Origin of the sequence: Sphingosinicella sp. CPCC 101087, from assembly GCF_004151485.1 — a bacterium.
Lineage (GTDB): Bacteria > Pseudomonadota > Alphaproteobacteria > Sphingomonadales > Sphingomonadaceae > Allosphingosinicella.
Window position 1 is genome coordinate 430,864 of sequence record NZ_SBFF01000001.1, and the last position, 23,676, is coordinate 454,539.

Here is a 23,676-nt window from a genome sequence, read left to right on the forward strand (position 1 = left end):
CGGCCCGGCGCGGCACCTGAAGCTTGCGGACGATCGATGTCGGCCCGCACTCGCGGGCGAGCAGGTCGACAAAGGCAGTGCGGACGAGAGGCGGCGCCGCGCGTCCCGACCGTCAGGTGGCGGCCGCCAAGCCGTAGCAGATCGTCGCGCCGGCCCCGAGCACTCCGCGCACGGCATGAAGGCGGCCCCAGCGCCGCATCAGCGGAACGGCATTCTCATGAGCGCCGTCCGCCCGCGCCGATTGCAGCGCATCGTTGACCGGCTTGATCGCCAGCAGGGTGAACGGCCAGTTCGACAGGATCAGCACCGCCCCGGCCAGCCAGAGAGAGCCGCCGCCCGCCCACCATGCCGCCAACCCCAACAGGCCGGATGCCACGGCGAGCGTCGCCTGCATGACATAGCCGCGGGCATAAGAGGGCTGCCATTGGGCAAGCATTGCCGGCACGTCGATACCGAGCCTCGCCGGATGCTCCGCGAAGCTGATATAAAGTGCGGCGCCGGTGAAGGCGGACGCGGTGATGAGCGCGAGGATACCGAGCATTGCCGCTCAGGAAGCATGTGGGAACGGGGCACACAAGGGCCGCAGGACAATCACCGTATTCTTACGGGGTGAGCGTTCACCCGGATGTCACAGGTCGTGGCCTATCAAGAGACGACTCTCGCGACGGTCTTCGTCCCTGGAGATTAACCATGATCGAGCCGATCCGGCCCCTGCTACGCTCCAACCGCGCGTCCGCGCCGTCTTCACGGTCACGGCTGGCGGTCACGACAAGCGGGGCGTGCGAGCCGTGGCCGGAACGCCGACCCGATCTGCTGACCCGCGTCGCTCGCGCCGCTCAGAGTGCGGTGAGGGATGTGCGCGAGGCCGGCGACGTGCCGCTACCCCATCTTTATCGCGGCCGGAATTTCGGCCGGTCGCGAGGCAATGCCTGACAGCTGAAGTACGTTCGTCCGGAGGGTTCTCCGCGACAAGCCGCTTCAATGGACCGACAATGGCCGCCCCAGCGCGGCCGAGAGGCCGTTGGTGACGGCGCGGCGCGCATGTTCGGCGATCCGGGTCGGAACGCCGGTCCGCTCCGCGATCCGCGAGGCCAGCCAGGCGGTATGGGCTCCGCCCCCGGTGAGGACGATTCCATCTTCGAGCACGTCCTGGGAGAGCTCGGGCGGAGTCGCCCGCAGCACCTGCCGCACCATCGCGACGAGCGGAACAAGGTCCCGTTCCCACACCGGCGCGAGCTCGGTGACCGGCACCTCGAGCCGCTGCGGCAGGCCATCGGTGGACGAAAGGCCCGACACCGAAATCTCGGCGTCCAACGCCCCACCTTCGAGCAGGCGCGAGATTTCGAGCTTCAGCTGCTCCGCGGTTGAGAAGCCGATCCGGAACCGGCGCCGCATCCTGAAATGATCGATGATCGAGCGCGTCAGCTCGTCGCCTCCGCCCCGGACGGAAGCCGCGGCGCAGATCCCGCCCATCGAGATGACCACCGCTTCGGTGACCCCGGCCCCGCAATCGACGACCATCGTGCCGCGCGGCGCGTCCACATCGAGGTTCGCGCCCGCGGCCGCCAGGATCGGTTCGGCGATGACGTGCGGCTCGCTGATTCCGGCATCCGTCGCCGCCACCTCCAATGCGCGCCGCTCGGCCTGCGTCGCGTCGGCCGGCGCGCCGAAGATCGCCCGTACGCGTCCGAACCGCCGCTTCGGGCGCACCTCACGCGTGGCGAACCGGATCAGCTCGCGCGCCGCCGCCATGTCGCTGACCACCCCGTTATGCAGGGGGTTCACCATCTTGAGCGGCTTGGAGACCCGGCCGACGAGCCGTTCCGCCTCGGCTCCGGCGGCGACGAAGGCGGGAACGGCGTCATAGGCCCTGAAGCAACAGAGGGAGGGCTCGTCGAAGACGACGCCCGATCCCGGCTCGACCACCGTGGTTCGAGCGGTCCCGAGGTCGACGGCTATGTCGGCCTTTTGGCGGCGGTGGCTGTAGAGCATGGCCGGCACTACTCCACGGTGACGCTCTTCGCCAGGTTTCTCGGCTGATCGACGTCGGTCCCCTTGAGCACGGCGACATGGTAAGCGAGCAGCTGCACCGGTACCGCATAGACCAAAGGCGCGATCAGCGGGTGGACTTTCGGCATCTCGATCGTCGCGATCGCGCCCTCCCCGGCCTGGGCGATCCCTTCGGCGTCGGAGATCAGGACGACCTTGCCGCCACGCGCCTGGACCTCCTGCATGTTGCTCACCGTCTTCTCGAACAGGGGGCCGGACGGGGCGAGGACGATGATCGGGACATTGTCGTCGATGAGGGCGATCGGGCCGTGCTTCATCTCGCCGGCGGCATAGCCTTCGGCGTGGATGTAGCTGATCTCCTTCAGTTTTAGCGCACCTTCCAGCGCCAGCGGATAGTCCTGGCCGCGGCCGAGATAGAGGACGTCGCGCGCCTCGGCGATGACATGGGCCATGGCGGCGATATCGGCGTCGTGGGCCAGCGCCGCATTCATCGCGGCGGGCGCCTCGTTGAGGTGGAGCACGATCTCGCGCTCCTCCTCTTCGCTCATCCGGCCCCTCTCGCGGGCGAGGCGCGCGGCGAAGGCGGCCATCACCGCCAGCTGGCACGTGAAGGCCTTGGTCGAGGCGACTCCGACCTCGGGGCCGGCATGGGTCGGCAGCAGCAGGTCGACCTCGCGGGCCATCGAGCTGGTCGGCACGTTGATGATTCCCGCGGTGGTAACACCGTTCGCCTTCATGTGCCGCAAGGCCGCCAGCGTGTCGGCGGTCTCGCCCGACTGGGATATGACCAGTCCGAGCGTCCCCGGGAGCAGGATCGGCTCGCGGTAGCGGAACTCGGAGGCGACATCGACCTCGACCGGAACGCCGGCGAAGCGCTCGAGCCAATATTTGCCGACCATGCCGACATAGGAAGCGGTACCGCAGCCGATGATCGCGACCCGCTCGGCCTTGCCGAGATCGAAGTCCATCTGCGGAAGTGCGACCTTCTGCTCGAGCGGCCGGATATAGGATTGCAGCGTCTGGGCGACGACGAGCGGCTGCTCGAAAATCTCCTTCTGCATGTAATGGGCGTGATTGCCCTTGTCATAGACGGCGGCGCTGACGCCGGAGCTGACGATCGCCCGTTCTACGGGCCGGTTGTCGCGGTCGAAGATGCGCACGCCGTCATGGGTGACGACCGCCCAGTCGCCTTCGTCCAGATAGGTGATGCGCTGGGTCAAGGCAGCCAGGGCCAGCGCGTCGGAGCCCAGATAGGATTCGCCTTCGCCCCAGCCGACGGTGAGCGGTGCCCCCAGGCGGGCGCCGACGATCATGCCGGGATGGTCGCGGAACAAGATGGCGATCGCGAAGGCGCCGTGGAGGCGCGGCAGGACGGCCGCCACCGCCGCTTCGGGATCACGGCCCTGGGCGAGCTGGTCGGCGACGAGATGGGCGACGACCTCGGAATCGGTCTGGCTTTCGAACTGCCGGCCCTTGGCCTGCATCTCGTCGCGAAGCGCCTTGAAATTCTCGATGATTCCATTGTGGACCACGGCGACCCCGTCGACCACATGCGGGTGGGCGTTGCCGACCGTCGGCGCGCCGTGCGTCGCCCAGCGCGTATGCGCGATGCCGACATGACCGTCGAGCGGCGACGCCTCGAGCTCGCGGGCGAGGTTGTCGAGCTTGCCCTCGGCGCGCCGGCGTTCGAGCGCGCCATCCCGGATCGTGCAGATGCCCGCACTGTCATAGCCGCGATATTCGAGCCGGCGCAGGCCATCCATGAGCCGCACCGACACCTGCTCCCGGCCGACAATGCCGATGATTCCGCACATAAGCTTACTCGTTCCCCAATCCCCGCTGATATCGCAGAGACTTAATAACGATTGGTCACCCTCGCGAAAGCGAGAATCCAGCTTGCCCCCTGGCTGTAGAAAGGCAGCTGGCGCCCGCTTTCGCGGGGGTGACGCATCCGGTCAAGCGCCCCGGTTCTTCTTCGCCGCCATGGCCTCGCGGAAGCGCTTCGCCCGCCCCGGCTTCTCCACCTGCTGGCCGCGCGCCAGCGCAACCGCATCGGCGGCGACGTCCCGGGTCACGACCGACCCTGCGCCGACCAGGGCGCCCGGACCGATGGTGACCGGCGCGACCAGCGCGCTGTTGGAGCCGATGAACGCCCCCTCCCCGATCACCGTCCGATATTTGAAATAGCCGTCATAATTGCAGGTGATCGTGCCCGCGCCGATGTTGGCGCCGGCGCCGACGTCGGCGTCGCCCAGATAGGTGAGGTGATTGGCCTTGGCGCCCTTGCCGAGCCTTGCCTTCTTCACCTCGACGAAATTGCCCACCCTGGCTTTCTCGCCGATCTCTGCGCCGGGACGCAGCCGCGCATAAGGGCCGATCTGCGCATCGTCGGCGATCACCGCACCTTCGATATGGCTGAACGCCTTGATCCGGACACGCTCGCCGATCGTGACGCCTGGGCCGAAGACGACATTCGGCTCGATCACGCAATCGCGGCCGATCACCGTGTCGTGCGCGAACCAGACAGTGTCCGGCGCCACCAAGGTGACCCCATCGGCCATCGCCTTGAGGCGCCGGCGGCGCTGCCATTCCGCTTCGACCAGAGCGAGCTCGGCGCGGCTGTTGACGCCGGCCATCTCCCACGGCTCCGCCTCGATCACGGCCGAATGGCGGCCGTCGGCGGCGGCGAGCATGACCACGTCGGGCAGATAATATTCGCCGGCGGCATTGTCCGAGCCGACGCGGTGAAGCAAAGTGAACAGCTCGCCGGCGCGGGCGGCGAGCATCCCCGAGTTGCACAGGTCGACCGCGCGTTCTTCCGGAGTCGCGTCCTTATATTCGACCATCTTCTCGATCGTCCCGTCGCCGCGCGCGAGGATTCGGCCATATTGAAGCGGGTCCTTGGGCCTGAAGCCGACCACCACCGCGGCCGGGCGATCGCCGGCGTGAAGCCGTTCGAGCATCCTCCCCATCGTCTCGGCCTCGATGAGCGGCGTGTCGCCGTAGAGGATGAGGACGTCGCCGTCGAAATCGGCAAGGCAAGGCTCGGCCTGGAGCACCGCATGGGCAGTGCCGAGCTGCCTGTCCTGAACGACGGTCTCTCCGCCCCGCGCCTCGACCAGCCCCTCGACCTGCTCTCGGCCGCTGCCGACCACGACGATCTTGCGCGCGGGGCCGAGGCCTTCGAGCACGCCCATCAGATGATCCAGCATTGCGCGGCCGGCGATGGGGTGCAGCACCTTGTGCACGTCGGACTGCATCCGCGTGCCCTTTCCGGCGGCGAGTATGATGGCGGCAAACGGTGAAGGTCTGATCATGAAAGCCCCTATGCGGGTCGCCGATGCCACGGAAATCTTGCCATTTCCATAGGCCGGCCCGAAAGCCGGCACCGATGGAAGACTTTCCCTTCGACGTCGTCGCGTTCGACCTGGACGGCACCTTGGCCGACACCGCCCCCGATCTGGCGGCATCGCTGAACCATGCGCTCGAGCGGCTCGGCCGGCCGATGGTGCCGCCGGATTCGGTGCGGCACCTGGTCGGCCACGGCGCCAGGGCGCTGCTCCGCAAAGGGCTCGCGGCGAGCGGCGACGCACCCGAAGCCCTCGTCGACGAAGGCTTTCCTCTCTTCCTCGATTACTACGCGGCCAACATCTGCACAGGCACGGCCCCCTATCCCGGCCTCGAGGACTCGCTCGACGCTCTGCGCCGGCGCGGCGCCGCGCTTGCGATATGCACGAACAAGCCCGAGCGCCTCACCCACCTCCTGCTCGATGCCCTGGGCTGGAGCGGGCGGTTCGACGCGGTCGTCGGCGCCGACACGCTCGCCGTGCGCAAGCCGGATCCGGCACCGCTGCGGGAGGCGGTCGACCGGGCCGGCGGCGGCCGTGCCGTATTCGTCGGCGATTCGATCGTGGACGCGGATTCGGCCAGAGCGGCGCGCCTGAAGTTCGTCGCGGTCAGCTTCGGCTTCTCGGATCGTCCGGTCGGACAGCTCGGCGCCGATGCGATAATCGACCATTATTCCGAGCTGGCGGGGGTGCTGGAGCGACTGTGATCCGCCGGCGCGGAGCGCCTTGCCGAGGCGGACGTTCTCGGCACGGAGGAAGTGCATGCCGGACGACCCGACACCCGAGCCGAGCCGGACCGACCTGGCCGAAGATCGGACCCTGCTGGCCAACGAGCGCACCTTCGCCGGCTGGCTGCGCACCGCCTTTGCCGCGGTCGGCATAGGGCTGGGATTCCACGTCCTCTTCCAGCGGATGGAGCCGGCCTGGATACCGCGGGCCATGGCGTCGGTCTTCCTGCTGATCGGCATTGCCGTCGCGGTCGCGGCGGAACGGCGCGCCTGCGCCGTGCGCGACCGGCTGCAAACCCACATCGTCCAAAGCGCCAAGCCGATGAACCTGCGGCTCATCACGGCCGGCATGAGCGTGGCGACGATCGCCTTGCTCGTCGCGATATGGGTCGTGCCGATCGGCTGATCGCGCCGGACGCTCAGGCGGCAGGGGGCCGACGCTTGAGCTCGTCCCTTATTTCGCGAAGGACCGTCAATTCCTCGCTCGGCCCCGCCGCTTCGGCCTCGGCCCGTTTGCGCAACCGCGTGGCCACCCGCACCAGCTGGAAGATGATGAAGGCCAGGATCAGGAAGTTGACGACAGCGGTGATGAACTGGCCGTAGCCGAACATCGGCACGCCGGCCGCTTTCAGCGCGGCATAATCATTCATATCGCCGGTATAGTCCGCCGGGATCGGTCCAAGCCGGATGAAGTAGCTGCTGAAGTCCAGCCCGCCGAAGATCGCGCCGACCACCGGCATGATGACGTCGTCGGTCAGTGAGGTGACGATGGTGCCGAAAGCCGCGCCGATGATCACCGCCACCGCCAGGTCGAGCACGTTGCCGCGCGCCAGGAATTCGCGAAACCCTGCCATGTCCATCTCCCGCTTCGGATTGCCTCGCCCGATCGGGCGCGCCGGAGCGTAAACCGGGGCATCCGGCGAGGTCCAGAGTACCGCTCCCGAGCGTCAGGACCGCGCCTTGGCCCAGAGGTGGCGAGCGAGGAGCAGCGGGGGCATGCGCAGCCAGTGGGAACGGATGTAAAAGGCCAGGCGAAGCGCGGGGCGCACCGGCTGGCCCCAGCCGTTGCGGGCGAGCAAGCGGGCGGCGAACAGCCGGTCGGTGACCCGGTCCGGGCCGGCGGCCTGGCGGTCGACCGGTGTGCCGTAGAGCCGGGCCGCGAGCCGCAGGGACAAGGCGACCGACCGGCGGAGCTGATGGTGTTGCGCGCGCTCCGCCAGCGCGGGCCAGAATGCCGGGTCGGCAGCCACGAACTGCCGCACCAGCCGGTCTATGTCCCACAGGTTGCGAAGGCCGCCGGCCAGGTCGCCGTCGGCGAACAGGTGGGCGGCGGCATGGACGATCATGTCGGGCGGCGAGAGGATGCGAAGGCCGCTGCCCGCCCCGGGCGGCGATCCGGGGTCCAGCGCGACGCTGTCGGCGATCAGGGCTGCGGCGTCGGGCTTGGGCCGCGCCGTCTCGGGCAGGATGGTGTGATGCACGTCGATCATCCGATCGCGGGTGCGATGAATCAGCGGGGGAAGCTCGTGCATCCAGCGGCGATAATAGAGGTCGTCATAGCCGTCGGCTTCCTTGAGCCGTTCCCAGCCGGCGCCGATCAAGGCGGCCTCCACCGCCTCCAGGCTCGCCTTGGGAACGAGGATGTCGAGGTCGCCCACCGAGCGGCCGATGGCGGCGTCCAGCCCTGCGGCGTGGAAGGCGTTCCCCTTGAGCAGGACCAGCGGGACGCCCAGCGGTGCGAGGGCGCGCCGGGTCATCTCGGCCTCCCACAGCGCCTGGATCCGTGCCTGGGCCGAATCGCGGCGAGCCGCTTCCATGATGGCCTCGACCTTTTCCGGCAGGTCCCTGCCCTCGAGCCGGTAGGCCAGGCTGCCGATCAGCTGCTCGGCGCGGGCGGCGGCGATCAGCCCGTTCCAGTCGCCGTCGCCGGCACGGGCCGGGTCGCGAAGGGCGGCGATGAGGGCGTGGGCCGCGCTCATGCCGCCTCGGCCCATAGCTGCTCGACCATGTCGATCGCCGATTCGGTGTCGGGATAATCGATCGCCGCCGCAGGGCAGCCGCCGACCAGCCCGGTCAACGCCTCGAAGCCGGCGGCGCCCAGCGAGACGTAGTTGGTCGAAGCCTGGGTAAGGCGCATGAAGACTTCGGCCTGTCCGACCCCGCGAGCGGCCGCCGCCTCGCCGAAGCGAGGGAAAAGGACCAGGGCGGGCTGCGCCGGCTCGGCCATGGCTTCGAGCGCCCGCTCATTGGGGCGCATGTGGCGGATCGCCCCCTTGGGCGTGCCGTCGAGCCGCGGACCAAAACGCTGCGGCGCGACCTCTCTTTCCATGACGGTGATGGCGCCGTTCTTCAGGCTGATTGCGCGCGGAAAGGCGCGCAGGCGGCCGTCTTCCAGCCCCAGCAAGGCGAATTCGTCCCCCATCAGCCGCCACCCGCGCTCGCCGAGCAAGGCGGCGAGAGTGGACTTGCCGGCGCCGGATTCGCCGGTGAGGATCAAGGCTCTTCCGTCTTTCTCGACGCTCGCGGCGTGGAGCAGCAAATGGCTCTTCTGCCCGAGCGCCATCTGCAGGTTCATTCCCATCTCGGCGGCGAGCAGTCCATGGGCGAGCGACATCGGCGCCGCGTCGGGCAGGATATAGTCGCCCTGAATCGCGACGGACGGGCGGATCCAGCGCCGCCAGGGCTTTTCGGGTTCCAGCCGCACGGTGAAGTCGCAGACCCGCCCGGGGTCGGGATAGCCGGCATAAAGCCGCGCCAACGCCTCGATCGGCGAACGCCAGGCCGATCCGATCCGGAACGCGACGGGCCCGATCTGAAGCGAGAGGCTGTGCTTCACGTCCGCCTCACCAGACCGGCGGCTTCGAGCTCCTCGAGGCGCGCCTCGACCGCGTCGGCCGCCTCGTCACCTTCGAGATCGTACCAGGCGCGCATGCGGGCGACGACCTCGCCGGCATCCGCGGGACCGAGGCGCAGCGCCTCGAGGATCTGCGGCGCCGGCGGCGCGACGATGTGGGTCATCCCCGATGGCCGGTGAAAGAGGAGGGAAAGGCCGTCCAGCGCGACGGTGCGGACGCACTCCTCCGGATCGGCGACGTAGCGGGCGCCTGCCATGGAGCCCTCCGAGCCGCTAGCGCGGCATCTGCAAGGAGGCGTAGCAGGTGAAGCCGCTCATCCCCGCCTGCAGCCGGCGAATATAGTTGGCATAGGCCTGAGCGGATTGCGGATTGACGCCGGGCGGCGTGGAGCCGCGCAGCAGCAGCTTCGCCTGTTCGCCGGTCAGCGGCCGGAGGAGCGGCGGCGCCGCGCCCGGCGTGCCGGGTGCGACCAGGCTTCCGTCCGGAGCGACATAGCTGCCGGCGGCCTGCGGCCCGGGCACAGGTATTTCGCAATTGAGCACCGAGCCGGCGGTCTGCGCGAGCGCGGGCCTGATCGTCACGACCGTCGACGCCGCGGCGGCGCCGAGCGCGAGCACGGTGCGCCGGCTTGGAACGAACTTGCTGTCGTCGGTGCCGCTCATTCCTGCTCCACTACATGCGGGAGCCTTACATAAGGGTAAAGGCCGCACCCGCGCGACTGGTCCGGTCGCCCCCGTCCCGGATCGGGACGCGTGCGCCTGCGGAACGCTACGTCGCATTCCAGCAACGGTTCGTCCGACGCGGCCGGAACGTTGGCGGGATTCCGAGGCGCGGCGGAGAAAAATCGTTTCGCCGGCGTTTGTCTCCCGATTTTCCACTAGGAAGGAGCCTGACATGAAGACGGCAATATTCGCGGCTGCCCTGCTGCTCGGCGGCGCGGCCATCGCGCAGACGACCGAGGACACGACCGGCCAGACGGCCAATCAGCCGGCGGCGCAGCCCGCCACGCCGCCCCCGGCCGAGTCGACGACGCCGCCTTCCGCGCAGCCGGCCGCGCCCCCCTCGGCGACGCAATCGATGAGCCAGCCGACGACGACGCCCTCGAGCCAGCCGACGACCATGCCCGCCGCTTCCGGAGCGGGAACCGGCACCGTCGCCCCCAGCAACGAGTCCCCTGAGCGCGACGCGCGCGGGATCCCGGTCGTCTCGGATCCGGCCGAGGTGCCGGCCGGCGCCAACCAGGCCCAGCCGATCCCGCCCGGCGCGACCTTCACGCCCAATCCGAACCAGGCGCAGGTGTTCACGCCGCGGCCGGCGACGGAAGAATATCCGACCTGCTCGCGCACCGTGACCGACAATTGCGTCCAGTCCTACGAGCGGGGCCGCAGCCCGGAATGAGGGCCGGCTAGCCTGCTCCCGGCCTGCAGGCGGGCCTCCCCCGCCGCGGGCCGGCTTTGTCCCGAATCCGGCCGCCGAGCGCGGGAAAGGGCCGAAAGGCGCCCTTTCCCGCTGCTTTGCTTTCGCCTACCCGCCTTTCCCAGGGCAGCCGGGGAGGGAATTTTCGAATGACCACGCGTTTCGATGGCCGGGTCGCGATCGTCACCGGCGCCGGCGGCGGCCTCGGCCGCGCTTATGCGCTCGAGCTCGCCCGGCGCGGCGCGGCGGTGGTGGTGAACGATCTGGGCGGCAGCCGCGACGGCACCGGGGCCGGCGAAGCCGCGCTCCAGGTCGCCCACGAGATAAAGGCCTCCGGAGGCAGCGCGATCGCGAGCGGCGCCAGCGTCACCGACCCGGACCAGGTCGAAGCCATGGTCGCGGAGGCGAAGGCGAAATATGGCGGCGTCCATATCCTCATCAACAATGCCGGCATCCTGCGCGACCGAAGCTTCGCCAACATGACGATGGAGGATTTCCGCGCCGTCGTGGACGTCCACCTGATCGGATCGGCCAATTGCACGAAGGCGGTCTGGGCGACGATGCGCGAGCAGGCCTATGGCCGCATCCTGATGACGGGCAGCTCGACCGGCCTGTTCGGCAATTTCGGACAGGCCAATTACGGCGCCGCCAAGATGGGCCTGGTCGGACTTGCCCGCACGCTCGCGATCGAGGGCGCCAAATATGACATCAAGGTCAACACGATCGCGCCGACCGCGGCGACCCGGATGACGGAGGATCTGTTTCCGGCCGAGATGCTCGACCGCTTCCGCCCGGAGCTGGTCACGCCGGCGGCGCTCTTCCTGGTGTCCGACGCCGCGCCGACCGGCGCCATCGTCGGCGCCGGCGCCGGCGTGGTCCAGGCCGCCTTCGTGACCCTCACCCGGGGCGTGGCGCTGCGCGAGGACGAGCGAACGCCGGAGGGCGTCGCGGCCCGATGGGACGGGATCATCGACCGCCAGAACGAGATCGTGCCGCAGACCGGCGCCGAGCAGGCGATGGCGATCATCGAGCGGCTCCAGGGCGGCTGAAGCCGCGGCCGACCGAACGTCGACCGGGCCTGCAGCAGCAGTCGGGCCCGACGCGGTGAACCTCGGGCTTGGCAAGCGTGGCCCAGCAGGTCAGGACAGAGAAGCTGGGCAAATGCGGAGATGGAAGTGCCGCCAAGCATATTCTCCCAACTCCTGCGGGAGGCCCGGCGAGCCTCCCGCAGCCCGGCGGAAGCAGAGGATCTTTTTCAGACGGTCTGGCTTGCCGCTGTCGAGGCCGGCCGGGAAGATCTCTCCTGCCCCGCCAATCGCCGGTGGTTCGTCGGCGCGCTTCGCAAGCGCGCCGCGTTCGAAGCGCGTACCGCCGTTCGCCGGCGGGCCCGCGAGCAGCGCGTCCCCGCGGTGGACGCGCAGGGCAGCCAGAGTACGGAAATTCCCGTCCGGTTCGTGGAACAGCTTCCGCCGAGGCTCCGCACCACGGCGCTGCTGGTTCTGACGGGCCACAGCAAGAGCGAGATCCTTTGGCTGCTGCGGATCAACGACCCTGCCCTGCGCCAGCGCATCGCCGAGATACGGCGCCGTTGGCGGGCCGGCGGCGGCGGTTCGCTCGACGGCGTATCCGGGCTCAGCGGCTTCCTCGATTTCGGCATCATCCGGCGCGCGCTCCTGCGGGCGGCCCGCAGACCGGGCGTCGTGCTCGCCAGCCACGATCCCGACGGGCAGCTTTTTGTCGTAAGCACCTCACGAAAGGCCGGGCCCCGGCAACTGGGCAGCGTCTCGAACCGCTAAAGGAGCCGATTCATGTTCGCCAAATCCCGGCTGGGTGCCGTATGCTACTATGTGAAAGACGTCGACCGTACCGAGACGTTCTACCGGGACGTGCTAGGGCTGGCGGTCCAGCGGATGGATGACGACGGAGACGGCCATCCCTGGCTGACCGCGACGACGGCCAACGGCGTCGAATTGCTTTTCTTCACGCAGGAGTCGCGGCCGGGCAACACGCCGATCGTCGTGTTCGAAGTCGCGGAAGGCGGCATCGACGACATGGTTTCGGAGCTGGCGGACAAGGGCGTGACGATCGTGACGCCGGTCAGCCACGCGCCGGGAGGCTGGTCGGCGGAATTCGAGGATCCGGAGGGACATGTCCTTTCCATGTACCAGTCGGCGGACAAGCCGCGGAAACGCTGAGGGCGGCTGAAACGGCTGCGCCCGCTCGAGTAAGATAATCGAATCGGATCGGTGCGGTACGTAGATTCAGGAATTGCGCCCGCCCTGGATTCCGGCGGCGGACGTGGCTCACTCGGGTCCGCCGCAGGACCGACGCCGCCCTGCGCGAGATGGGCGCCGCCAAGAGCCGGATCGCCATGTTCACCGACGAGGTGAGCTATGCCGACAAGGCTTCGGCCAGCATGGCGATGAAACGACTGAATGTCTCGCGCTCGTCGGGCGCGTGATCGGGGTTGGCTTCGGTCACCGTCAGCGCGCACCAATTGGGGGCTGCGACCATCGGCGCAAGCGCCTCCGAAAGCGCCTCGAAGCTCAAGCCGTCGCAGCGCCGGACATTCTCTGCGATCGGGAAGTCGGTGAAGCTGAGCACATCGACATCGAGATGGATGAGAAGCCGCTTGTAGCGCGCACCCCAGGCCACCGCGCGTCGAGCCGCTGCGAGCGGATCTTCCTTCACCTGCGCAAGCTCTATCCGCTCCAGATCGAGCGCGTCCACGACCCTTGCCTCGGCAGGCGTGATATTGTCGGCGGCGAAATACAGAATATCGGTGGGAGCGAGCATCGGCCGACGCGGGCCGAGGCCGCTCAACTCCATCTGCGTGCCCGGCAGGTCGAGCAGATGGGCGACTCCGGTCCAGTCGAGTGCGCCGTCGCTCGTCTCCGGCGCATTCAGATCGACGTCGAGATCGATGTAGACAAGCCCGACCGAGCGTTCGTCGCGCAGCGCCCCGGCCACGGTGCCAAGCTCGACCGTGCAGTCGCCGCCGAGCACGAGCACGGCATCGCCGTCGGCCAATGCCTGCTCCACCCTGTCGGCCACGGCGGCAGCCGTCCGTCGCACGGCATCGAGATTCATAGCCTTGGGACGCTGCGGGTCCTGCCGCCAGCGGAAGCCCGGTACGTCGCCACGATCGTTCACCCGGAGCCCGGATTCCAGGAGCGCGGAGACCAGGCCATGGCGCCGGAAGGCGGCCGGGGCCTTCTCCTGCCCGGGCGCATAGGCACCGGCACTGGAAGGTGCGCCGACAAGACTAAGCGTCCGTGCCATTATCGTGCCCGCTTGTGCCTAGTCGAAATGCTCGATCCCGGCACCGACGATTTCGAGCCAGGCGTACTTGCGCTCTTCGTAGACCGAGTAGTTCGGCGGCGGAAATGCGTTGTCCGCGAATGCGCCCACCGGAACGGCGATCAGGTCGGGCTGCGACTCGGCCCTGTAGTAAGCGGTCGATCCGCAGGTGGGACAGAAATGAAAGGCGGCGATGTTCCGGCTGTCGCCACTCCCTTCCCAGATCCGCTCATCGCCCGATATTTCGACATCGTCGGTCCGGAATCGGGCCTGGGCCGCAATGCCGATCCGGAGCGCTTCTGGCAGTCATAGCAATGACAGACGGAGACGCGGACTGGCTCCCCCGCGCAGGCGACGGTCAGCTGGCCGCAACGGCAGCTCGCAATTCTCCTGTCATCCACGTTTTCACTCCTCCGTGTCCTAGCTCGCGCGAGACCGGATTCGGTCATCGGCTTTTAAATGGTGCCGAGGCCGTCTTGAAGCGCGCATCAACCGCCGCTCGCGGCCGCCCAGGCTTTGGTTTCCCGGCACGTGTCCATGGCCCGCTTGTAACCGTCCCGGCCCGTGACGCGCGAGATATAAGCTTCCTCGACCTCGCCATAGGCGATGCCTACGCCTCTCCTGGCCAGCAGCAGGGCATAGGCCACCGAAATATCGGCCGCAGTGAACGCCTCGCCGGAGAGATAGGGTGTCCGCGCGAGCTGCTGCGTCACCAGCTTTAGCCGGCTCTCGAAGCTTTCGAGCGCCCAGCGGGTGGTCCAATTGTCCTGCTCGGCCTCGGGCGCGAGTATGCGCGTTGCGACAATGGCGTTGATCGGGACGGCGAGGCCGGCTTCGCCGAGGTGAAGGAACTGCTGGTACAGGGGGAAGGCAGGATCGCGCGGCTCCGGCGCAAGCCGTGTCGGGCCGTAGCGCGCCATCAGATATTCCATGATGGCGATCGACTCGACCATGATGACGTCGCCATCCCGGATCGCCGGGATAAATCCGGCGGGATTGATAGCCAGAAACTCTGGATCGTTCTCAACGCCGGCAAGCAGGTCCACGGGCCGCAGCCGATTGGAAAGCCCCATCTCTTCCAGCAGCCAGACGACCCGGAAGCCTCGTCCCTCGCCGAATACGGTGATCATTGTCGAAATGCCCTCCTACCGCTTGCGTTTTGCAATTGGTTTCCGAATAGCTCGACCACTCCTGTTTAGCAAGCAGTAGGCGGCGGAGGATATCGGAGGACGCGCACCGGTCGGGCTGCCCGACCCACCCGCCTGTCGAGCCTCCGGCGAATGTTCACGAGCGGCTTCGGTTCGCATGGACCGCCAGGCAACCGGCGTCAGCGAATCACGTCGCAGAAGAGATGCGTCACCCCGCTCGGGCCCGCCTCGACGCGGGTGCGTTCCAGGCGGATTGGCTCGGGCTCAAGCTGGTCGAACAGGCGAATGCCCTGTTCGAGCAGCAGGGGAATGTCTGTTCCGGGTGGAAAGCGGACACTCCCGCCGCAATTCTCGCCGCTCAGGGGATAATGACGCCTTGCGGCTGCCAGATGTCCTCGGTGGGCAAGATCCCCTTGCCCATGACTTCCAACCGCTGCGGCTTTAGGCGGATCAGCGCAAGATCGTTGGGGTAATCTGGCCATAACGCCCGATACCTCTCACTGGGCCCGCGGGCAGCGATGCTCTCTGCGTCCGTGTGAACCGACGCTAAGCCCATGAAGCTGGCGTAATAAGCATTCTCGTGATTGTTGGGTGTGTCATCAGAGCCGAAGTGTAACGTCGCCTTCGGATTAGCGGCGATCTGCCGGGTCTTGCGGCTCCCACGGCGAGTCGAAATCCAGAGGCTCCAATCTTCGAGCGGGGCAGCAACTCCCACCGGACGCGCCCGTGGCATGCCATGCTCGTCTACAGTGACCAGGACGCCGATATAATCCTCTCGGATGATCTCCCGCGCGGCGGCCATTATCGTGGCGGAATCGTCGACCCGATAAAGATCGTCTGACGCTTCTTGAGTAACCAGCCCCTTCGCAGCACCGCCCGCAAGCACGGTTGCAAGCCCGGCAGCTGATGCACCGAGGATTAGCTTGCGCCGACCGAGCTCCATCGCGCACTCCTCATTCTCGACACGGTGTATGCTGATCGCTGAAGCGTTCGAGCACAAGAGCAATCAGCGCTCTACGAGAGCACCGCCGTCGGCCCGGAGGCTAATGTCCGCTTTGGGTCGGAAGCGGACTTAGCTGTATCGAATGAACGAACGTCCGGTTTTCGGCGCAAGAGCCAGTGATCTGGACGGCTGATCTGGGCGCAATCCCGCTATTCGCGACCGAGGGCTCCAGCCAGTCAATGCCCGACGGGCCCGCTCTCCTGAAGCTCATGCCACAAGGCTTCGGCCACGGGTCCGTGCGAGCCATCGCGCCTCCGAACTGCCGCCAGCGTCTCGACTCGTCCGGGCAGGTGCTCGCTAGCGATGGAGATGAGACGTCCGCCGCTCAGGTCTTCCCGGATGAGCCAGTCGGGAAGGTGCCCCCAGGCGAGGCCGTGAAGGATGAGCTCCCGTTTCATGGGGTGATCCGGCGCGGAGCATCGGTGCGCGCCTTCGACCAGGAAATAGTCCTCGGGCCACTGGCGCCGGGCGGTGTCGCGGATCACGCACTGGGTGAATGGGCGCAATATGCGCGGCGTGACATCCGCCGTGCAGCCCGGCGGCAGGAAACCCGGGGCGACCACCGGCACCAGGCCGACCTCGAACAAAGCGACCTGCTCGAGGCGCGGGTCGAAAGGGTCGGCGCGGTGGAAGACCAAGTCGGCCTCGCCCTCCAGCAGCCGTTCGAGCGGACCGCCTACCGCTTCATATTCCAGGTGCAGCCGCGTTCGCGGCCGCGTTGAAAAGAAGCGGCTGAGCCAGGCGAGAATCGGTGAGCGCGGGCACAGATCGCCGATCACCACGCGCAGGATCGTTTCCTCGCCGCTCGCGAGCTGGGAAGCATAAGTGCGCAGCTGCTCCAACTCCCGCAGCATCAGCTCGGCGCGCGCATGGAACATCCGCCCCGCCTCCGTCAGGCGGACGCGGTAGCCGCCGCGGTCCAGGAGGGTGAGGCCCAGATGCTGCTCGAGGCGGGCGACGGCCGCGAAGACGGAAGGGTGCGACCGGTTGAGGGCCGATGCAGCCGCCTGGAAGCTGCCTTCGGTCGCGACGGCGCTGAAGCAACGCAGGTCGTGGAGCTTCAGTCCATCCATTGTCGAAAAACCCTACAGAGACTGGCCGATCTTAGTAATTTTCCTGTTGAAGGCCAAGCGGTAGGCAGCCGGGACGACGACCAACCAATCAGGAAGAGGCGCAGAGACGATGACCGACACCTGCTTCATGACCACGGGCGACAATTGCCGGATCGCCTATCGCCTGGAGGGCGCGGAGGACCGGCCGGTGCTCGTCCTCTCCAACTCGATCGCCACCAACCTGCATATGTGGGACGGCCAGATGCCGGAGCTGGCCCGCGCGTTTCGGGTGCTTCGCTACGACATGCGCGGCCATGGCCTGTCGGACGCTCCCGGGGGCCCCTATTCGCTGGACCGGCTCGGCCGCGACGTGGTCGAGCTGCTCGACGCATTGGGGATCGCACGGGCGCATTTCTGCGGATTGTCGCTCGGCGGCTTCGTCGGCCAGTGGCTCGGGATCCACGCCCCGGAGCGGATCGACCGCCTCGTCCTTTCCAACACCTCGCCTTACCTCGGGCCTGCGCCACAATGGGACGAACTGATCCGCACATTGCTCTCCGCGCCGGACATGACCACCACGGCGGACATGTTCATGCGGAACTGGTTTCCCGACCGGATGCTCCGCGGCGCGAACGCGACCGTCGACGCATTTCGGTCGATGGTGCTCGGAACCTCGCCGCAGGGCCTGGCGGGCTGCTATGCGGTGGTCCGCGACTGCGATCTTCGCCGAACCCTCCCCCTCGTCACCGCTCCCACCCTTGTGATCGGGGGGAAAGACGACAAGGTCACGCTGGCAAGCCATAGCGAAGAGATCGCGGCGGCCATCCCGGGCGCTCAGCTCGTCCTATTGCCGGGCGTGCACCTGCTGAACGTCGAGCTCCCCGTCGAATTCCTGGGTGCGGTCATGGCGTTTCTGACGGCGGATTGCGGGTAGGCGGCGGCTCTTCATCGGCGGACATGAGCCTTTCGCGGGGGCGCACACGGCTTCGCGAACAGGGTGACAGCGCGACGTTCGCCGCGCTGTCTTCTTCACGAACGCCAATACCTCCTGATATGGGGCCTGGATGCTGAGTCGACGGACAATGTTGCAGGCTGCGGCGGGGGCGTTGCTCGTGCCGGCAGGCGCGCGTTCTGCGGTGCTTCCTGCGAGGCGCAAGCCCCGCAGGCTGAGGCGGGGCGACATCGTCGGCCTCGTGGAACCGGCCGGCTTCACCGCCGACGCCTTCGATCTCGAGCTGGTCCTCGAGACGGTTCGGGCCATGGGGCTGGTGCCGCGCCCGGCGCCCCACCTTCTCGGCCGCTACGGCTATCTCGCCGGCCAGGACGAGGAACGGGCCGGCGACGTGAACGCGATGTTCGCCGATCCGGAGGTGCGCGCCATCTTCGCGGTGCGTGGCGGCTGGGGCTGCGCGCGCGTGCTGCCGCACCTCGACTTCGACGTGATCCGGGCCAATCCGAAGCTCCTGGTCGGGTTCAGCGACATCACGGCGCTCCACCTGGCGCTCGCGGCCCGCACCGACTGCCCGACGATCCACGGCCCCAATGCCAGCAGCGCCTGGGGGGAGCTTTCCTGGGACTCGTTCCGCCGGCTCGTCTTCGACGCCGAGGCGCCGACATGGCGCACCCCTGCCGGCACGGAGAATCGACTGGTGCAGCGCAGCGGACGAATCCGCACCTTCCGCCCGGGCCGCGCGACCGGTCCCCTGATCGGCGGCAATCTCACCGTGCTGGCGGCGTTGGTCGGCACGCCCTATCTGCCCAGCTTCGACGGCGCGATCCTGTTCCTGGAAGATGTCGACGAGGCGCAATATCGGATCGACCGCATGTTGACGCAGCTCGCCCTCGCCGGAATCCTGGGGCGCGTGGCCGGCGTGGTGTTCGGCCAATGCACCAACTGCGCCTCCCAGGGGCCGTCCCTGGGGGGATTCACGCTTTCCGAGGTTCTCGACCAGCATTTCACCCCGCTCGGCGTCCCGGCCTTCCAGGGGGCGCTCTTCGGTCACGTCGCAGACCAGTTCAGCCTACCGGTCGGCGTGCGCGCGGAAATCGATGCGGAAGCGGGAACGATCCGAATCCTGGAGCCGGTGGTAGCCTAGAGCGGCACGCCCGAGCGGGTCACGCCCCCATTCCAGACCTTCGTCGTCGCATTGATATTGCGAAGCCGCTTCCCGCTTTGCCCATGATGCTCCAGCGGGCGCGCTCGGTTGCCGTCGGCAAAGGCGCACGCCACGAAACGGGCGTCCTCGCCCGACGCCCGACGTCAGTACAGGTTGCCGGCGTTCGTTAGCCGCCTTCAGAAATGCGAGGCGGATCAGTACGCGACTATCGGGCCGAGAGAAGGTCGGTCAAGATCGTCTCCAGCTGATGCGGCTGATAGGGTTTGGTCAGGATCGGTCGGTCGCCATAGCCCTCCCGCATGCGGCCGGCATAGCCAGTCGCGAAGATGAACGGCACGCCCATCCTGGCGAGCGCGTCGGCCACGGCATGCGTTCTGTCCCCGTTCAAGTTCATGTCCAGCATCGCGATGTCGAAGTCGTTCGAGGCGATCAGATCCAAAGCCTGTTCGACCGACGCCGCGGCGGTTACCGCCGTGCAGCCAAGATCCGCCAGCAGATCCTCGGTCAGCATCAGCACGAGCATTTCATCCTCGACAATGAGGGCGCGCCGTCCTGCCAGTAACTTACTCATTGCGGGCGCCGCGCGGCGCCGGAATGTCGATCGTGCAAACCAGTCCCGCCGAACGATAGTCGAGGTCTACCGAACCTTTCAGTTCGTGAGCGAGGCCGCGTTCGATCACCCTGGATCCGAAGCCTTTTCGTGTCGGCGGCGTCACTGGCGGCCCGTTCTTCTCGCGCCAATGCAGGATCAGCCGGCGTCCGCTGGGCGACGGCAGAATCGTCCAATCGACCGTTATGCAGCCATGGTTGTTGGAGAAGGCGCCATATTTGACCGCATTGGTCGCGAGTTCGTGAAAAGCGATGCCCAGCGCCAGTGCCGCGTTTGGAGGGAAGCGGATGTTCGTCCCGGTGATGACGAACCGCTCCTTTCGTCCATTGGCGATCCCGAACGGCTCGAGCGCCGCGACGATCACGTCGTGGAGACCGGCGCTTTGCCAATTCTCCCGGGTCAATAGATCGTGCGAGCGCGACAGCGCGAACAGCCGTGATTCGATGGACTCCCGGATCACGGCGGGATCGGTCGCGTTGCGAAGCGCCTGCGAGACGATCGACTGCACCGTCGCCAACGTGTTTTTGACCCGATGGTTAAGCTCGTCGATCAGCATGCGGGACTGCGCCTGCTCGTCCTTGTGCCTGGTGAGATCGGTGAACGAGGCGAAATGCTGGATCACAGCGCCGCTTACGTCCCGGACCGGGCTGATGAAGATGGAGGCCCAGAATTCGGTGCCGTCCTTGCGCCGATAGCGGATTTCCGAACCGCTGTGCTGATCTCCCGTGAATTCGCGTTCGATTCGCGTCAGCGCCACCTTGTCGGTGCCGCGCGCCATGAGGAAGTTGAAGCTTTGCCCGAGCACCTCGTCGCGGCTGTATTTGGTCAGCTTCAGGAAGCTGTCATTGGCGAAGATGATGGGATTGCCCGGCTCCCTGGCGTCGGTGAACACCATCGGCATCCGCGTCTCCTCGGCGGCAACGACGAACGGGCCGAGTTCCTCGCGGAAATGTTGAACTTCGGCTTCAGCCGCTTCCTGCTCGCTCGAGCGGTTCGTCATCTTAATTCCTAAAGGAAAGGTGACGGCGGGATGTTTCTGCCGCCGGTCATCGTCACGCGTGCAGCGACAGGAGGTCCTTCCCTGACAAGCACTACGCGGTAAATGCCAAGATGCAAAGACGGTGCCGAAATCGAGCATCGGGCAAGAAGAAATCCCGACCTGGGGGATAGGTGGTCCCACAGCCACGCCCGTGCCCGAGTTGACAGCGTCTCAGCTTGAACCGTCGTCGTCCGGCCGGAAGGTTCGTATCTTTCGGCCGCCCTGCCACAGCTCCGTGACCGTCGCTCGATTCAGCTATCGGGAGTCGCGCAAAGCCTGTGCGTCATTGTCTGCCTGGAAATCGTCGACTCCAACGAAGCCGTTATCCCCCACGTGATATAGCCGGTAATAAGGCATTCTAGCTCCCGGGTTCAGGCGGGAGCGCGACAATTGGTCTCTCAGGCACCCGCGGGCCGATACGGAGCGGGCGATGGCCGACCATAGCAGGTCTGGCGGCGAATGACCCGCGATGATCTTCACGGCGTCAGAAATGGGTCAGCCAAGGTGAATGTCAGGATTGGGAACATGCCTGTCGTTCAGCCGGAGCAGATCAGGACATCCAAGGGCGCGCATGAGCGCTCGCCGGCCGGCACCCATTCGTCATGCCTGGGCGCTGATTGCGATTCTGGACGACCCGTCGCCTTGCCGGGACAGCGGCACGCCAAGCCGCCGGCGACAGCGAAGGGTGGCCGGGAGATATCGTGATGCTGCCGGTCGATTTTCGCCGCCGGCCGACGCCATCATGCTATGTGATCATGGGAGCGGCGGGCGTATGGAACTGACAGGAGCAGTACGGCATGGAAGCAACGCACGCCACGAAGACGCTCGAAGACAAGGTCGACGAGACGAACCGGCTTCTCGGAGCGTTACTCAAGGAAATCAGCGCGCTGAGGGGCCAGCTGGTCCCGGACCAGCCCAAGACGGCCAGCGAACTGCTCGATACGAACTTCAGAGAATGATCGAGTCGCCGGCCGAGGCAACCACCGCCGGCCCGCGCCCCTCCGGAGGAATAACGGCGCCCTTTCGTTTCCGAACCTGGGCGAGCGGCGGCCGCCCCGACTATCGAACATCCGGTCCAAGACGGAGGAAGTCCCATGAGTGTTCGCAAGTTCGCCCTGGCCGACGCATCATTCGAGCGGTCGCCTGGGCAGGATGGGGAGGTGTTCACAGGCAATCTCGTCGACCAGCGCCATGGCGGGCCGGTCACCATCGGCTTCGGCCGCTACGGCCCCGACCAGAGCGTCGACGAATCGATCGCCGTCGACGACGTCATGGTGGTGCTGGAAGGGCGGCTGTCGGTCTCGACCGGCGCCACCACCGTCACGGCCGGTCCGGGCGAGATCGTCTATATGCCCAAGGGCGAGTCGGTCACCATCCGTTCGCATGAGCAGCGGGCGATCACAGCCTATGTCACCTATCCGCACTGGCAGGAGGCGCTCGCGTGAACCGTCCCGCCAGCACCAGCAGCACGCCGGGCCGAGGATCGGCTTTCGGGCGGCTGCTGCGAGCCGGGTGAGGCCGGGAGAGGGCCGATCGGGCGCCGCGTGTGTTCGACTCTCGGCCTGCGCGGCGGCTACGCGCCTCCGACTGCGCGAGCGCAAAGGTAGTTGCGGTCCGCCGCAGGGTGCCGGCTACGGTCAGGGCGACCTCGAAGGTCGATGCCCATCAATCCGGCCTGCCTGCACTGGTCGCCGAGGACACCCCACGGCTCACGACGGTTCGTATCTATGCCTCTAATCGTCTCCAGGCGAACTTGCGGCAGTTAGAGCGCCGCAAGTTCGCCGCACCGGAGGTTCCTCAACCCGCCGTTCGGCCGGCCGGGAAGAGTCCTTGCTCCTGCATGCCTTCGATCACGTCCGACGCGACCCGGGCATTATATTCGTCGACGGTGCCGATCACCTCTCCGCGCTTGTTCAGCATGACCGCCGGAGCGGTAGAACCAGCCTGGACCAGACGAATATAGACCGGGTCGGGATAGAGATGATTCGACGCACCGTTGCTGGCGTCAACGACGCCGCCAATAATGCCGCCGGCGAGGACATTCCCGACGACGCCTCCGCCGGTCCGACTTTGAATATAGACCTCTACCGGCTCATAGCCAGCGAGGGTGAACGTGACCATGGAGTCATCGCCGCGCTTCATACTATATTGACACGGCGTCTCGCAGGTCAGTCCGTTCACCAGCGTGATCGTCGCACCGCTGGGATCCGACTGAAATTCCACTGGTTGACTGGTGCCGTTCATCACAGTGGCACAGCCACCTAGCCCCGATGCGATCGGAATCATCGCGCAAGCCAGAATATATTTCTTCATGATATCCCCCCTAGAAATCCCCGCCTTCCTCTTAAGCCGACAAATCTCTCCCGGCAAAGAGGAAGTCATTCGAGATCTCATGCTTGTCCGGGAAAATGCTTTCGATTTCCTGAAACGGAGTGAAGCGCTACGCGGATGCGGGTGGGGCATCTTGCCGGATTCCGCTCGAGGAGGCGTGGATCGGGGTGCGAATGCCGTGAGGGCGCGGCCTCTTCCCGGTACCGGAGATCAGTGCGGCGCGGGCGGGACCCGTTGGAACTGCGACACCCCATCGGCGATGTCGTAATAGTCCCCCTTCTCGGCCGTGTGGACATGCACGGCCAATCGAGTGCGGGTCGGCTGGTCGAAGGCGCCCATCGCAATACCGGTCCAGTCGCGGTCGATCGGGTCCCAGAATAGAGACGAGCCGCAGGTCGAACAGAAGCCTCGCCGGGCCCGTTCCGAGGATCGAAACCAGCTGACATTCTCCTCGCCATGGATGGTCAGGGAGGACCGGGGCACGTCAGTCGAGACGAAGAAATGGCCCGAAAATTTCCGGCAGGCTGTGCAGTGACAGCCATCCGGGCCGGGGAGCGCCCCTTCTACCTCGAACTTCACCGCGCCACAAAGGCAGGATCCCGTGTGCATCCCGATCATCCGGCTACCGCTCCAGCGCATCTCCTAATCGCGCCGGACGCCAGGCGGCAAGCGACCGCTGGCTTGCGCGGCCCGCCGGCGAACATGCCGCCCCAGGCAGGA

The 23,676-nt window shown here is 66.9% G+C and carries 29 protein-coding genes and 1 pseudogene; 12 read left to right on the plus strand and 18 right to left on the minus strand.

Annotated features, from left to right (window positions below; genetic code table 11):
• Window positions 1-112 precede the first annotated feature (112 nt).
• Window positions 113-541 (minus strand): DUF1772 domain-containing protein, encoded by a 429-nt coding sequence (locus tag EKM57_RS02025; protein ID WP_129790769.1) that lies wholly within the window; start codon window positions 539-541, stop codon window positions 113-115.
• A 149-nt stretch (window positions 542-690) separates the two neighbouring features.
• Between EKM57_RS02025 and EKM57_RS02030 the strand changes: the two genes are divergently transcribed.
• A complete protein-coding gene (locus EKM57_RS02030; protein ID WP_129790770.1) occupies window positions 691-933 on the plus strand; it encodes a hypothetical protein in 243 nt (80 codons plus the stop codon).
• A 45-nt stretch (window positions 934-978) separates the two neighbouring features.
• Here EKM57_RS02030 and EKM57_RS02035 read toward each other — a convergent pair whose 3' ends face one another.
• From EKM57_RS02035 to glmU, 3 genes are all read right to left on the minus strand, one after another.
• On the minus strand, window positions 979-1,992 hold the full coding sequence (locus EKM57_RS02035) for a rod shape-determining protein (protein WP_129790771.1): 1,014 nt from the start codon (window positions 1,990-1,992) through the stop codon (window positions 979-981).
• An 8-nt stretch (window positions 1,993-2,000) separates the two neighbouring features.
• On the minus strand, window positions 2,001-3,824 hold the full coding sequence (gene glmS, locus EKM57_RS02040; RefSeq protein WP_129790772.1) for a glutamine--fructose-6-phosphate transaminase (isomerizing): 1,824 nt from the start codon (window positions 3,822-3,824) through the stop codon (window positions 2,001-2,003).
• A 141-nt stretch (window positions 3,825-3,965) separates the two neighbouring features.
• Complete coding sequence (gene glmU, locus EKM57_RS02045; protein ID WP_206185276.1) at window positions 3,966-5,324, minus strand: bifunctional UDP-N-acetylglucosamine diphosphorylase/glucosamine-1-phosphate N-acetyltransferase GlmU; 1,359 nt, start codon at window positions 5,322-5,324, stop codon at window positions 3,966-3,968.
• A 77-nt stretch (window positions 5,325-5,401) separates the two neighbouring features.
• Here glmU and gph point away from each other — a divergent pair, with 77 nt between their 5' ends.
• Window positions 5,402-6,064, plus strand: a complete 663-nt coding sequence (gene gph / locus EKM57_RS02050; protein WP_129790774.1) for a phosphoglycolate phosphatase — start codon at window positions 5,402-5,404, stop codon at window positions 6,062-6,064.
• Window positions 6,065-6,119: 55 nt separating this feature from the next.
• On the plus strand, window positions 6,120-6,491 hold the full coding sequence (locus EKM57_RS02055; protein ID WP_129790775.1) for a YidH family protein: 372 nt from the start codon (window positions 6,120-6,122) through the stop codon (window positions 6,489-6,491).
• Between the two features lie 13 nt (window positions 6,492-6,504).
• On the opposite strand, the gene mscL is transcribed toward EKM57_RS02055, so the two are convergent.
• The 5 genes from mscL to EKM57_RS02080 form a co-directional block, all read right to left on the minus strand.
• Window positions 6,505-6,939, minus strand: coding sequence for a large conductance mechanosensitive channel protein MscL (gene mscL / locus EKM57_RS02060; protein ID WP_371414111.1), 435 nt, complete (start codon window positions 6,937-6,939; stop codon window positions 6,505-6,507).
• A gap of 93 nt (window positions 6,940-7,032) precedes the next feature.
• Entirely contained in the window at window positions 7,033-8,064 is a 1,032-nt protein-coding gene (locus tag EKM57_RS02065) for a nucleotidyltransferase family protein (protein WP_129790777.1), read from the minus strand.
• Window positions 8,061-8,921, minus strand: coding sequence for an HprK-related kinase A (locus tag EKM57_RS02070; protein ID WP_129790778.1), 861 nt, complete (start codon window positions 8,919-8,921; stop codon window positions 8,061-8,063). Before EKM57_RS02070 ends, EKM57_RS02065 begins: the two co-directional genes overlap by 4 nt.
• A complete protein-coding gene (locus EKM57_RS02075; RefSeq protein ID WP_129790779.1) occupies window positions 8,918-9,196 on the minus strand; it encodes an HPr-rel-A system PqqD family peptide chaperone in 279 nt (92 codons plus the stop codon). Before EKM57_RS02075 ends, EKM57_RS02070 begins: the two co-directional genes overlap by 4 nt.
• Before the next feature lie 16 nt (window positions 9,197-9,212).
• Window positions 9,213-9,602 carry a hypothetical protein gene (locus EKM57_RS02080; RefSeq protein ID WP_129790780.1) on the minus strand — a complete coding sequence of 130 codons (390 nt, stop codon included), beginning with the start codon at window positions 9,600-9,602 and terminating at the stop codon, window positions 9,213-9,215.
• A 232-nt stretch (window positions 9,603-9,834) separates the two neighbouring features.
• Here EKM57_RS02080 and EKM57_RS02085 point away from each other — a divergent pair, with 232 nt between their 5' ends.
• The 4 genes from EKM57_RS02085 to EKM57_RS02100 all read left to right on the plus strand — a co-directional run bounded on the left by EKM57_RS02085 (window position 9,835) and on the right by EKM57_RS02100 (window position 12,551).
• Window positions 9,835-10,338: a hypothetical protein gene (locus EKM57_RS02085; protein WP_129790781.1), complete on the plus strand. Its 504-nt coding sequence runs from the start codon at window positions 9,835-9,837 to the stop codon at window positions 10,336-10,338.
• A gap of 167 nt (window positions 10,339-10,505) precedes the next feature.
• On the plus strand, window positions 10,506-11,405 hold the full coding sequence (locus EKM57_RS02090) for an SDR family NAD(P)-dependent oxidoreductase (RefSeq protein ID WP_129790782.1): 900 nt from the start codon (window positions 10,506-10,508) through the stop codon (window positions 11,403-11,405).
• A gap of 126 nt (window positions 11,406-11,531) precedes the next feature.
• Complete coding sequence (locus EKM57_RS02095) at window positions 11,532-12,152, plus strand: RNA polymerase sigma factor (protein WP_206185264.1); 621 nt, start codon at window positions 11,532-11,534, stop codon at window positions 12,150-12,152.
• Between the two features lie 12 nt (window positions 12,153-12,164).
• Window positions 12,165-12,551 carry a VOC family protein gene (locus tag EKM57_RS02100; RefSeq protein ID WP_129790784.1) on the plus strand — a complete coding sequence of 129 codons (387 nt, stop codon included), beginning with the start codon at window positions 12,165-12,167 and terminating at the stop codon, window positions 12,549-12,551.
• A 196-nt stretch (window positions 12,552-12,747) separates the two neighbouring features.
• Here EKM57_RS02100 and EKM57_RS02105 read toward each other — a convergent pair whose 3' ends face one another.
• Both EKM57_RS02105 and EKM57_RS22360 read right to left on the minus strand, forming a co-directional pair.
• Entirely contained in the window at window positions 12,748-13,638 is an 891-nt protein-coding gene (locus tag EKM57_RS02105) for an arginase family protein (RefSeq protein WP_129790785.1), read from the minus strand.
• A 132-nt stretch (window positions 13,639-13,770) separates the two neighbouring features.
• Window positions 13,771-13,899: pseudogene (locus EKM57_RS22360) on the minus strand (aldehyde-activating protein); the annotation flags it as partial.
• Between EKM57_RS22360 and EKM57_RS22630 the strand changes: the two are divergent.
• On the plus strand, window positions 13,837-13,968 hold the full coding sequence (locus EKM57_RS22630) for a hypothetical protein (RefSeq protein ID WP_256386845.1): 132 nt from the start codon (window positions 13,837-13,839) through the stop codon (window positions 13,966-13,968). The pseudogene EKM57_RS22360 and the gene EKM57_RS22630 sit on opposite strands and share 63 nt — an antisense overlap.
• Window positions 13,969-14,144: 176 nt before the next feature.
• On the opposite strand, the gene EKM57_RS02115 is transcribed toward EKM57_RS22630, so the two are convergent.
• From EKM57_RS02115 to EKM57_RS02125, 3 genes are all read right to left on the minus strand, one after another.
• Window positions 14,145-14,786, minus strand: a complete 642-nt coding sequence (locus EKM57_RS02115) for a glutathione S-transferase family protein (protein ID WP_129790786.1) — start codon at window positions 14,784-14,786, stop codon at window positions 14,145-14,147.
• Window positions 14,787-15,162: 376 nt separating this feature from the next.
• Window positions 15,163-15,747 (minus strand): pyridoxamine 5'-phosphate oxidase family protein, encoded by a 585-nt coding sequence (locus EKM57_RS02120; RefSeq protein WP_129790787.1) that lies wholly within the window; start codon window positions 15,745-15,747, stop codon window positions 15,163-15,165.
• Between the two features lie 236 nt (window positions 15,748-15,983).
• Window positions 15,984-16,880, minus strand: a complete 897-nt coding sequence (locus tag EKM57_RS02125; protein ID WP_129790788.1) for a LysR family transcriptional regulator — start codon at window positions 16,878-16,880, stop codon at window positions 15,984-15,986.
• Window positions 16,881-16,989: 109 nt separating this feature from the next.
• Here EKM57_RS02125 and EKM57_RS02130 point away from each other — a divergent pair, with 109 nt between their 5' ends.
• Window positions 16,990-17,793, plus strand: a complete 804-nt coding sequence (locus EKM57_RS02130; protein WP_129790789.1) for an alpha/beta fold hydrolase — start codon at window positions 16,990-16,992, stop codon at window positions 17,791-17,793.
• A gap of 148 nt (window positions 17,794-17,941) precedes the next feature.
• Window positions 17,942-18,955 carry an LD-carboxypeptidase gene (locus EKM57_RS02135; RefSeq protein WP_243450849.1) on the plus strand — a complete coding sequence of 338 codons (1,014 nt, stop codon included), beginning with the start codon at window positions 17,942-17,944 and terminating at the stop codon, window positions 18,953-18,955.
• A gap of 226 nt (window positions 18,956-19,181) precedes the next feature.
• Here EKM57_RS02135 and EKM57_RS02140 read toward each other — a convergent pair whose 3' ends face one another.
• Together EKM57_RS02140 and EKM57_RS02145 are read right to left on the minus strand one after the other, a co-directional pair.
• Complete coding sequence (locus tag EKM57_RS02140; protein ID WP_129790791.1) at window positions 19,182-19,547, minus strand: response regulator; 366 nt, start codon at window positions 19,545-19,547, stop codon at window positions 19,182-19,184.
• Complete coding sequence (locus tag EKM57_RS02145) at window positions 19,540-20,586, minus strand: HWE histidine kinase domain-containing protein (RefSeq protein WP_129790792.1); 1,047 nt, start codon at window positions 20,584-20,586, stop codon at window positions 19,540-19,542. The genes EKM57_RS02140 and EKM57_RS02145 overlap by 8 nt, the downstream gene beginning before the upstream one ends.
• Window positions 20,587-21,422: 836 nt before the next feature.
• On the opposite strand from EKM57_RS02145, the gene EKM57_RS21740 reads away from it, so the two are divergent.
• Both EKM57_RS21740 and EKM57_RS02150 read left to right on the plus strand, forming a co-directional pair.
• The gene (locus EKM57_RS21740; RefSeq protein WP_165357148.1) at window positions 21,423-21,584 is read left to right on the plus strand and encodes a hypothetical protein; all 162 of its coding nucleotides are present in this window, start codon (window positions 21,423-21,425) and stop codon (window positions 21,582-21,584) included.
• Window positions 21,585-21,719: 135 nt separating this feature from the next.
• The gene (locus EKM57_RS02150; protein WP_129790793.1) at window positions 21,720-22,070 is read left to right on the plus strand and encodes an ethanolamine utilization protein; all 351 of its coding nucleotides are present in this window, start codon (window positions 21,720-21,722) and stop codon (window positions 22,068-22,070) included.
• A 352-nt stretch (window positions 22,071-22,422) separates the two neighbouring features.
• Here EKM57_RS02150 and EKM57_RS02155 read toward each other — a convergent pair whose 3' ends face one another.
• Complete coding sequence (locus tag EKM57_RS02155) at window positions 22,423-22,938, minus strand: PEGA domain-containing protein (protein ID WP_129790794.1); 516 nt, start codon at window positions 22,936-22,938, stop codon at window positions 22,423-22,425.
• Between the two features lie 228 nt (window positions 22,939-23,166).
• Complete coding sequence (locus EKM57_RS02160) at window positions 23,167-23,595, minus strand: GFA family protein (RefSeq protein WP_371414112.1); 429 nt, start codon at window positions 23,593-23,595, stop codon at window positions 23,167-23,169.
• Between the last annotated feature and the right edge of the window lie 81 nt (window positions 23,596-23,676).

Coding starts and splice junctions, on each gene's coding strand:
- glmS (WP_129790772.1), bottom strand. CDS start 3,824: ATGTGCGGAATCATCGGCATTGTCGGCCGGGAGCAGGTGTCGGTGCGG.
- EKM57_RS02105 (WP_129790785.1), bottom strand. CDS start 13,638: ATGGCACGGACGCTTAGTCTTGTCGGCGCACCTTCCAGTGCCGGTGCC.
- EKM57_RS02075 (WP_129790779.1), bottom strand. CDS start 9,196: ATGGCAGGCGCCCGCTACGTCGCCGATCCGGAGGAGTGCGTCCGCACC.
- EKM57_RS02120 (WP_129790787.1), bottom strand. CDS start 15,747: ATGGAGCTCGGTCGGCGCAAGCTAATCCTCGGTGCATCAGCTGCCGGG.
- EKM57_RS02130 (WP_129790789.1), top strand. CDS start 16,990: ATGACCGACACCTGCTTCATGACCACGGGCGACAATTGCCGGATCGCC.
- EKM57_RS02140 (WP_129790791.1), bottom strand. CDS start 19,547: ATGAGTAAGTTACTGGCAGGACGGCGCGCCCTCATTGTCGAGGATGAA.
- EKM57_RS02025 (WP_129790769.1), bottom strand. CDS start 541: ATGCTCGGTATCCTCGCGCTCATCACCGCGTCCGCCTTCACCGGCGCC.
- EKM57_RS02090 (WP_129790782.1), top strand. CDS start 10,506: ATGACCACGCGTTTCGATGGCCGGGTCGCGATCGTCACCGGCGCCGGC.
- EKM57_RS02135 (WP_243450849.1), top strand. CDS start 17,942: ATGTTGCAGGCTGCGGCGGGGGCGTTGCTCGTGCCGGCAGGCGCGCGT.
- gph (WP_129790774.1), top strand. CDS start 5,402: ATGGAAGACTTTCCCTTCGACGTCGTCGCGTTCGACCTGGACGGCACC.
- EKM57_RS21740 (WP_165357148.1), top strand. CDS start 21,423: ATGGAAGCAACGCACGCCACGAAGACGCTCGAAGACAAGGTCGACGAG.
- EKM57_RS02125 (WP_129790788.1), bottom strand. CDS start 16,880: ATGGATGGACTGAAGCTCCACGACCTGCGTTGCTTCAGCGCCGTCGCG.
- EKM57_RS02155 (WP_129790794.1), bottom strand. CDS start 22,938: ATGAAGAAATATATTCTGGCTTGCGCGATGATTCCGATCGCATCGGGG.
- EKM57_RS02055 (WP_129790775.1), top strand. CDS start 6,120: ATGCCGGACGACCCGACACCCGAGCCGAGCCGGACCGACCTGGCCGAA.
- EKM57_RS02030 (WP_129790770.1), top strand. CDS start 691: ATGATCGAGCCGATCCGGCCCCTGCTACGCTCCAACCGCGCGTCCGCG.
- EKM57_RS02065 (WP_129790777.1), bottom strand. CDS start 8,064: ATGAGCGCGGCCCACGCCCTCATCGCCGCCCTTCGCGACCCGGCCCGT.
- EKM57_RS02145 (WP_129790792.1), bottom strand. CDS start 20,586: ATGACGAACCGCTCGAGCGAGCAGGAAGCGGCTGAAGCCGAAGTTCAA.
- EKM57_RS02150 (WP_129790793.1), top strand. CDS start 21,720: ATGAGTGTTCGCAAGTTCGCCCTGGCCGACGCATCATTCGAGCGGTCG.
- EKM57_RS02115 (WP_129790786.1), bottom strand. CDS start 14,786: ATGATCACCGTATTCGGCGAGGGACGAGGCTTCCGGGTCGTCTGGCTG.
- mscL (WP_371414111.1), bottom strand. CDS start 6,939: ATGGCAGGGTTTCGCGAATTCCTGGCGCGCGGCAACGTGCTCGACCTG.
- EKM57_RS02035 (WP_129790771.1), bottom strand. CDS start 1,992: ATGCTCTACAGCCACCGCCGCCAAAAGGCCGACATAGCCGTCGACCTC.
- EKM57_RS02160 (WP_371414112.1), bottom strand. CDS start 23,595: ATGCGCTGGAGCGGTAGCCGGATGATCGGGATGCACACGGGATCCTGC.
- EKM57_RS02080 (WP_129790780.1), bottom strand. CDS start 9,602: ATGAGCGGCACCGACGACAGCAAGTTCGTTCCAAGCCGGCGCACCGTG.
- EKM57_RS22630 (WP_256386845.1), top strand. CDS start 13,837: ATGAAAGGCGGCGATGTTCCGGCTGTCGCCACTCCCTTCCCAGATCCG.
- EKM57_RS02085 (WP_129790781.1), top strand. CDS start 9,835: ATGAAGACGGCAATATTCGCGGCTGCCCTGCTGCTCGGCGGCGCGGCC.
- EKM57_RS02100 (WP_129790784.1), top strand. CDS start 12,165: ATGTTCGCCAAATCCCGGCTGGGTGCCGTATGCTACTATGTGAAAGAC.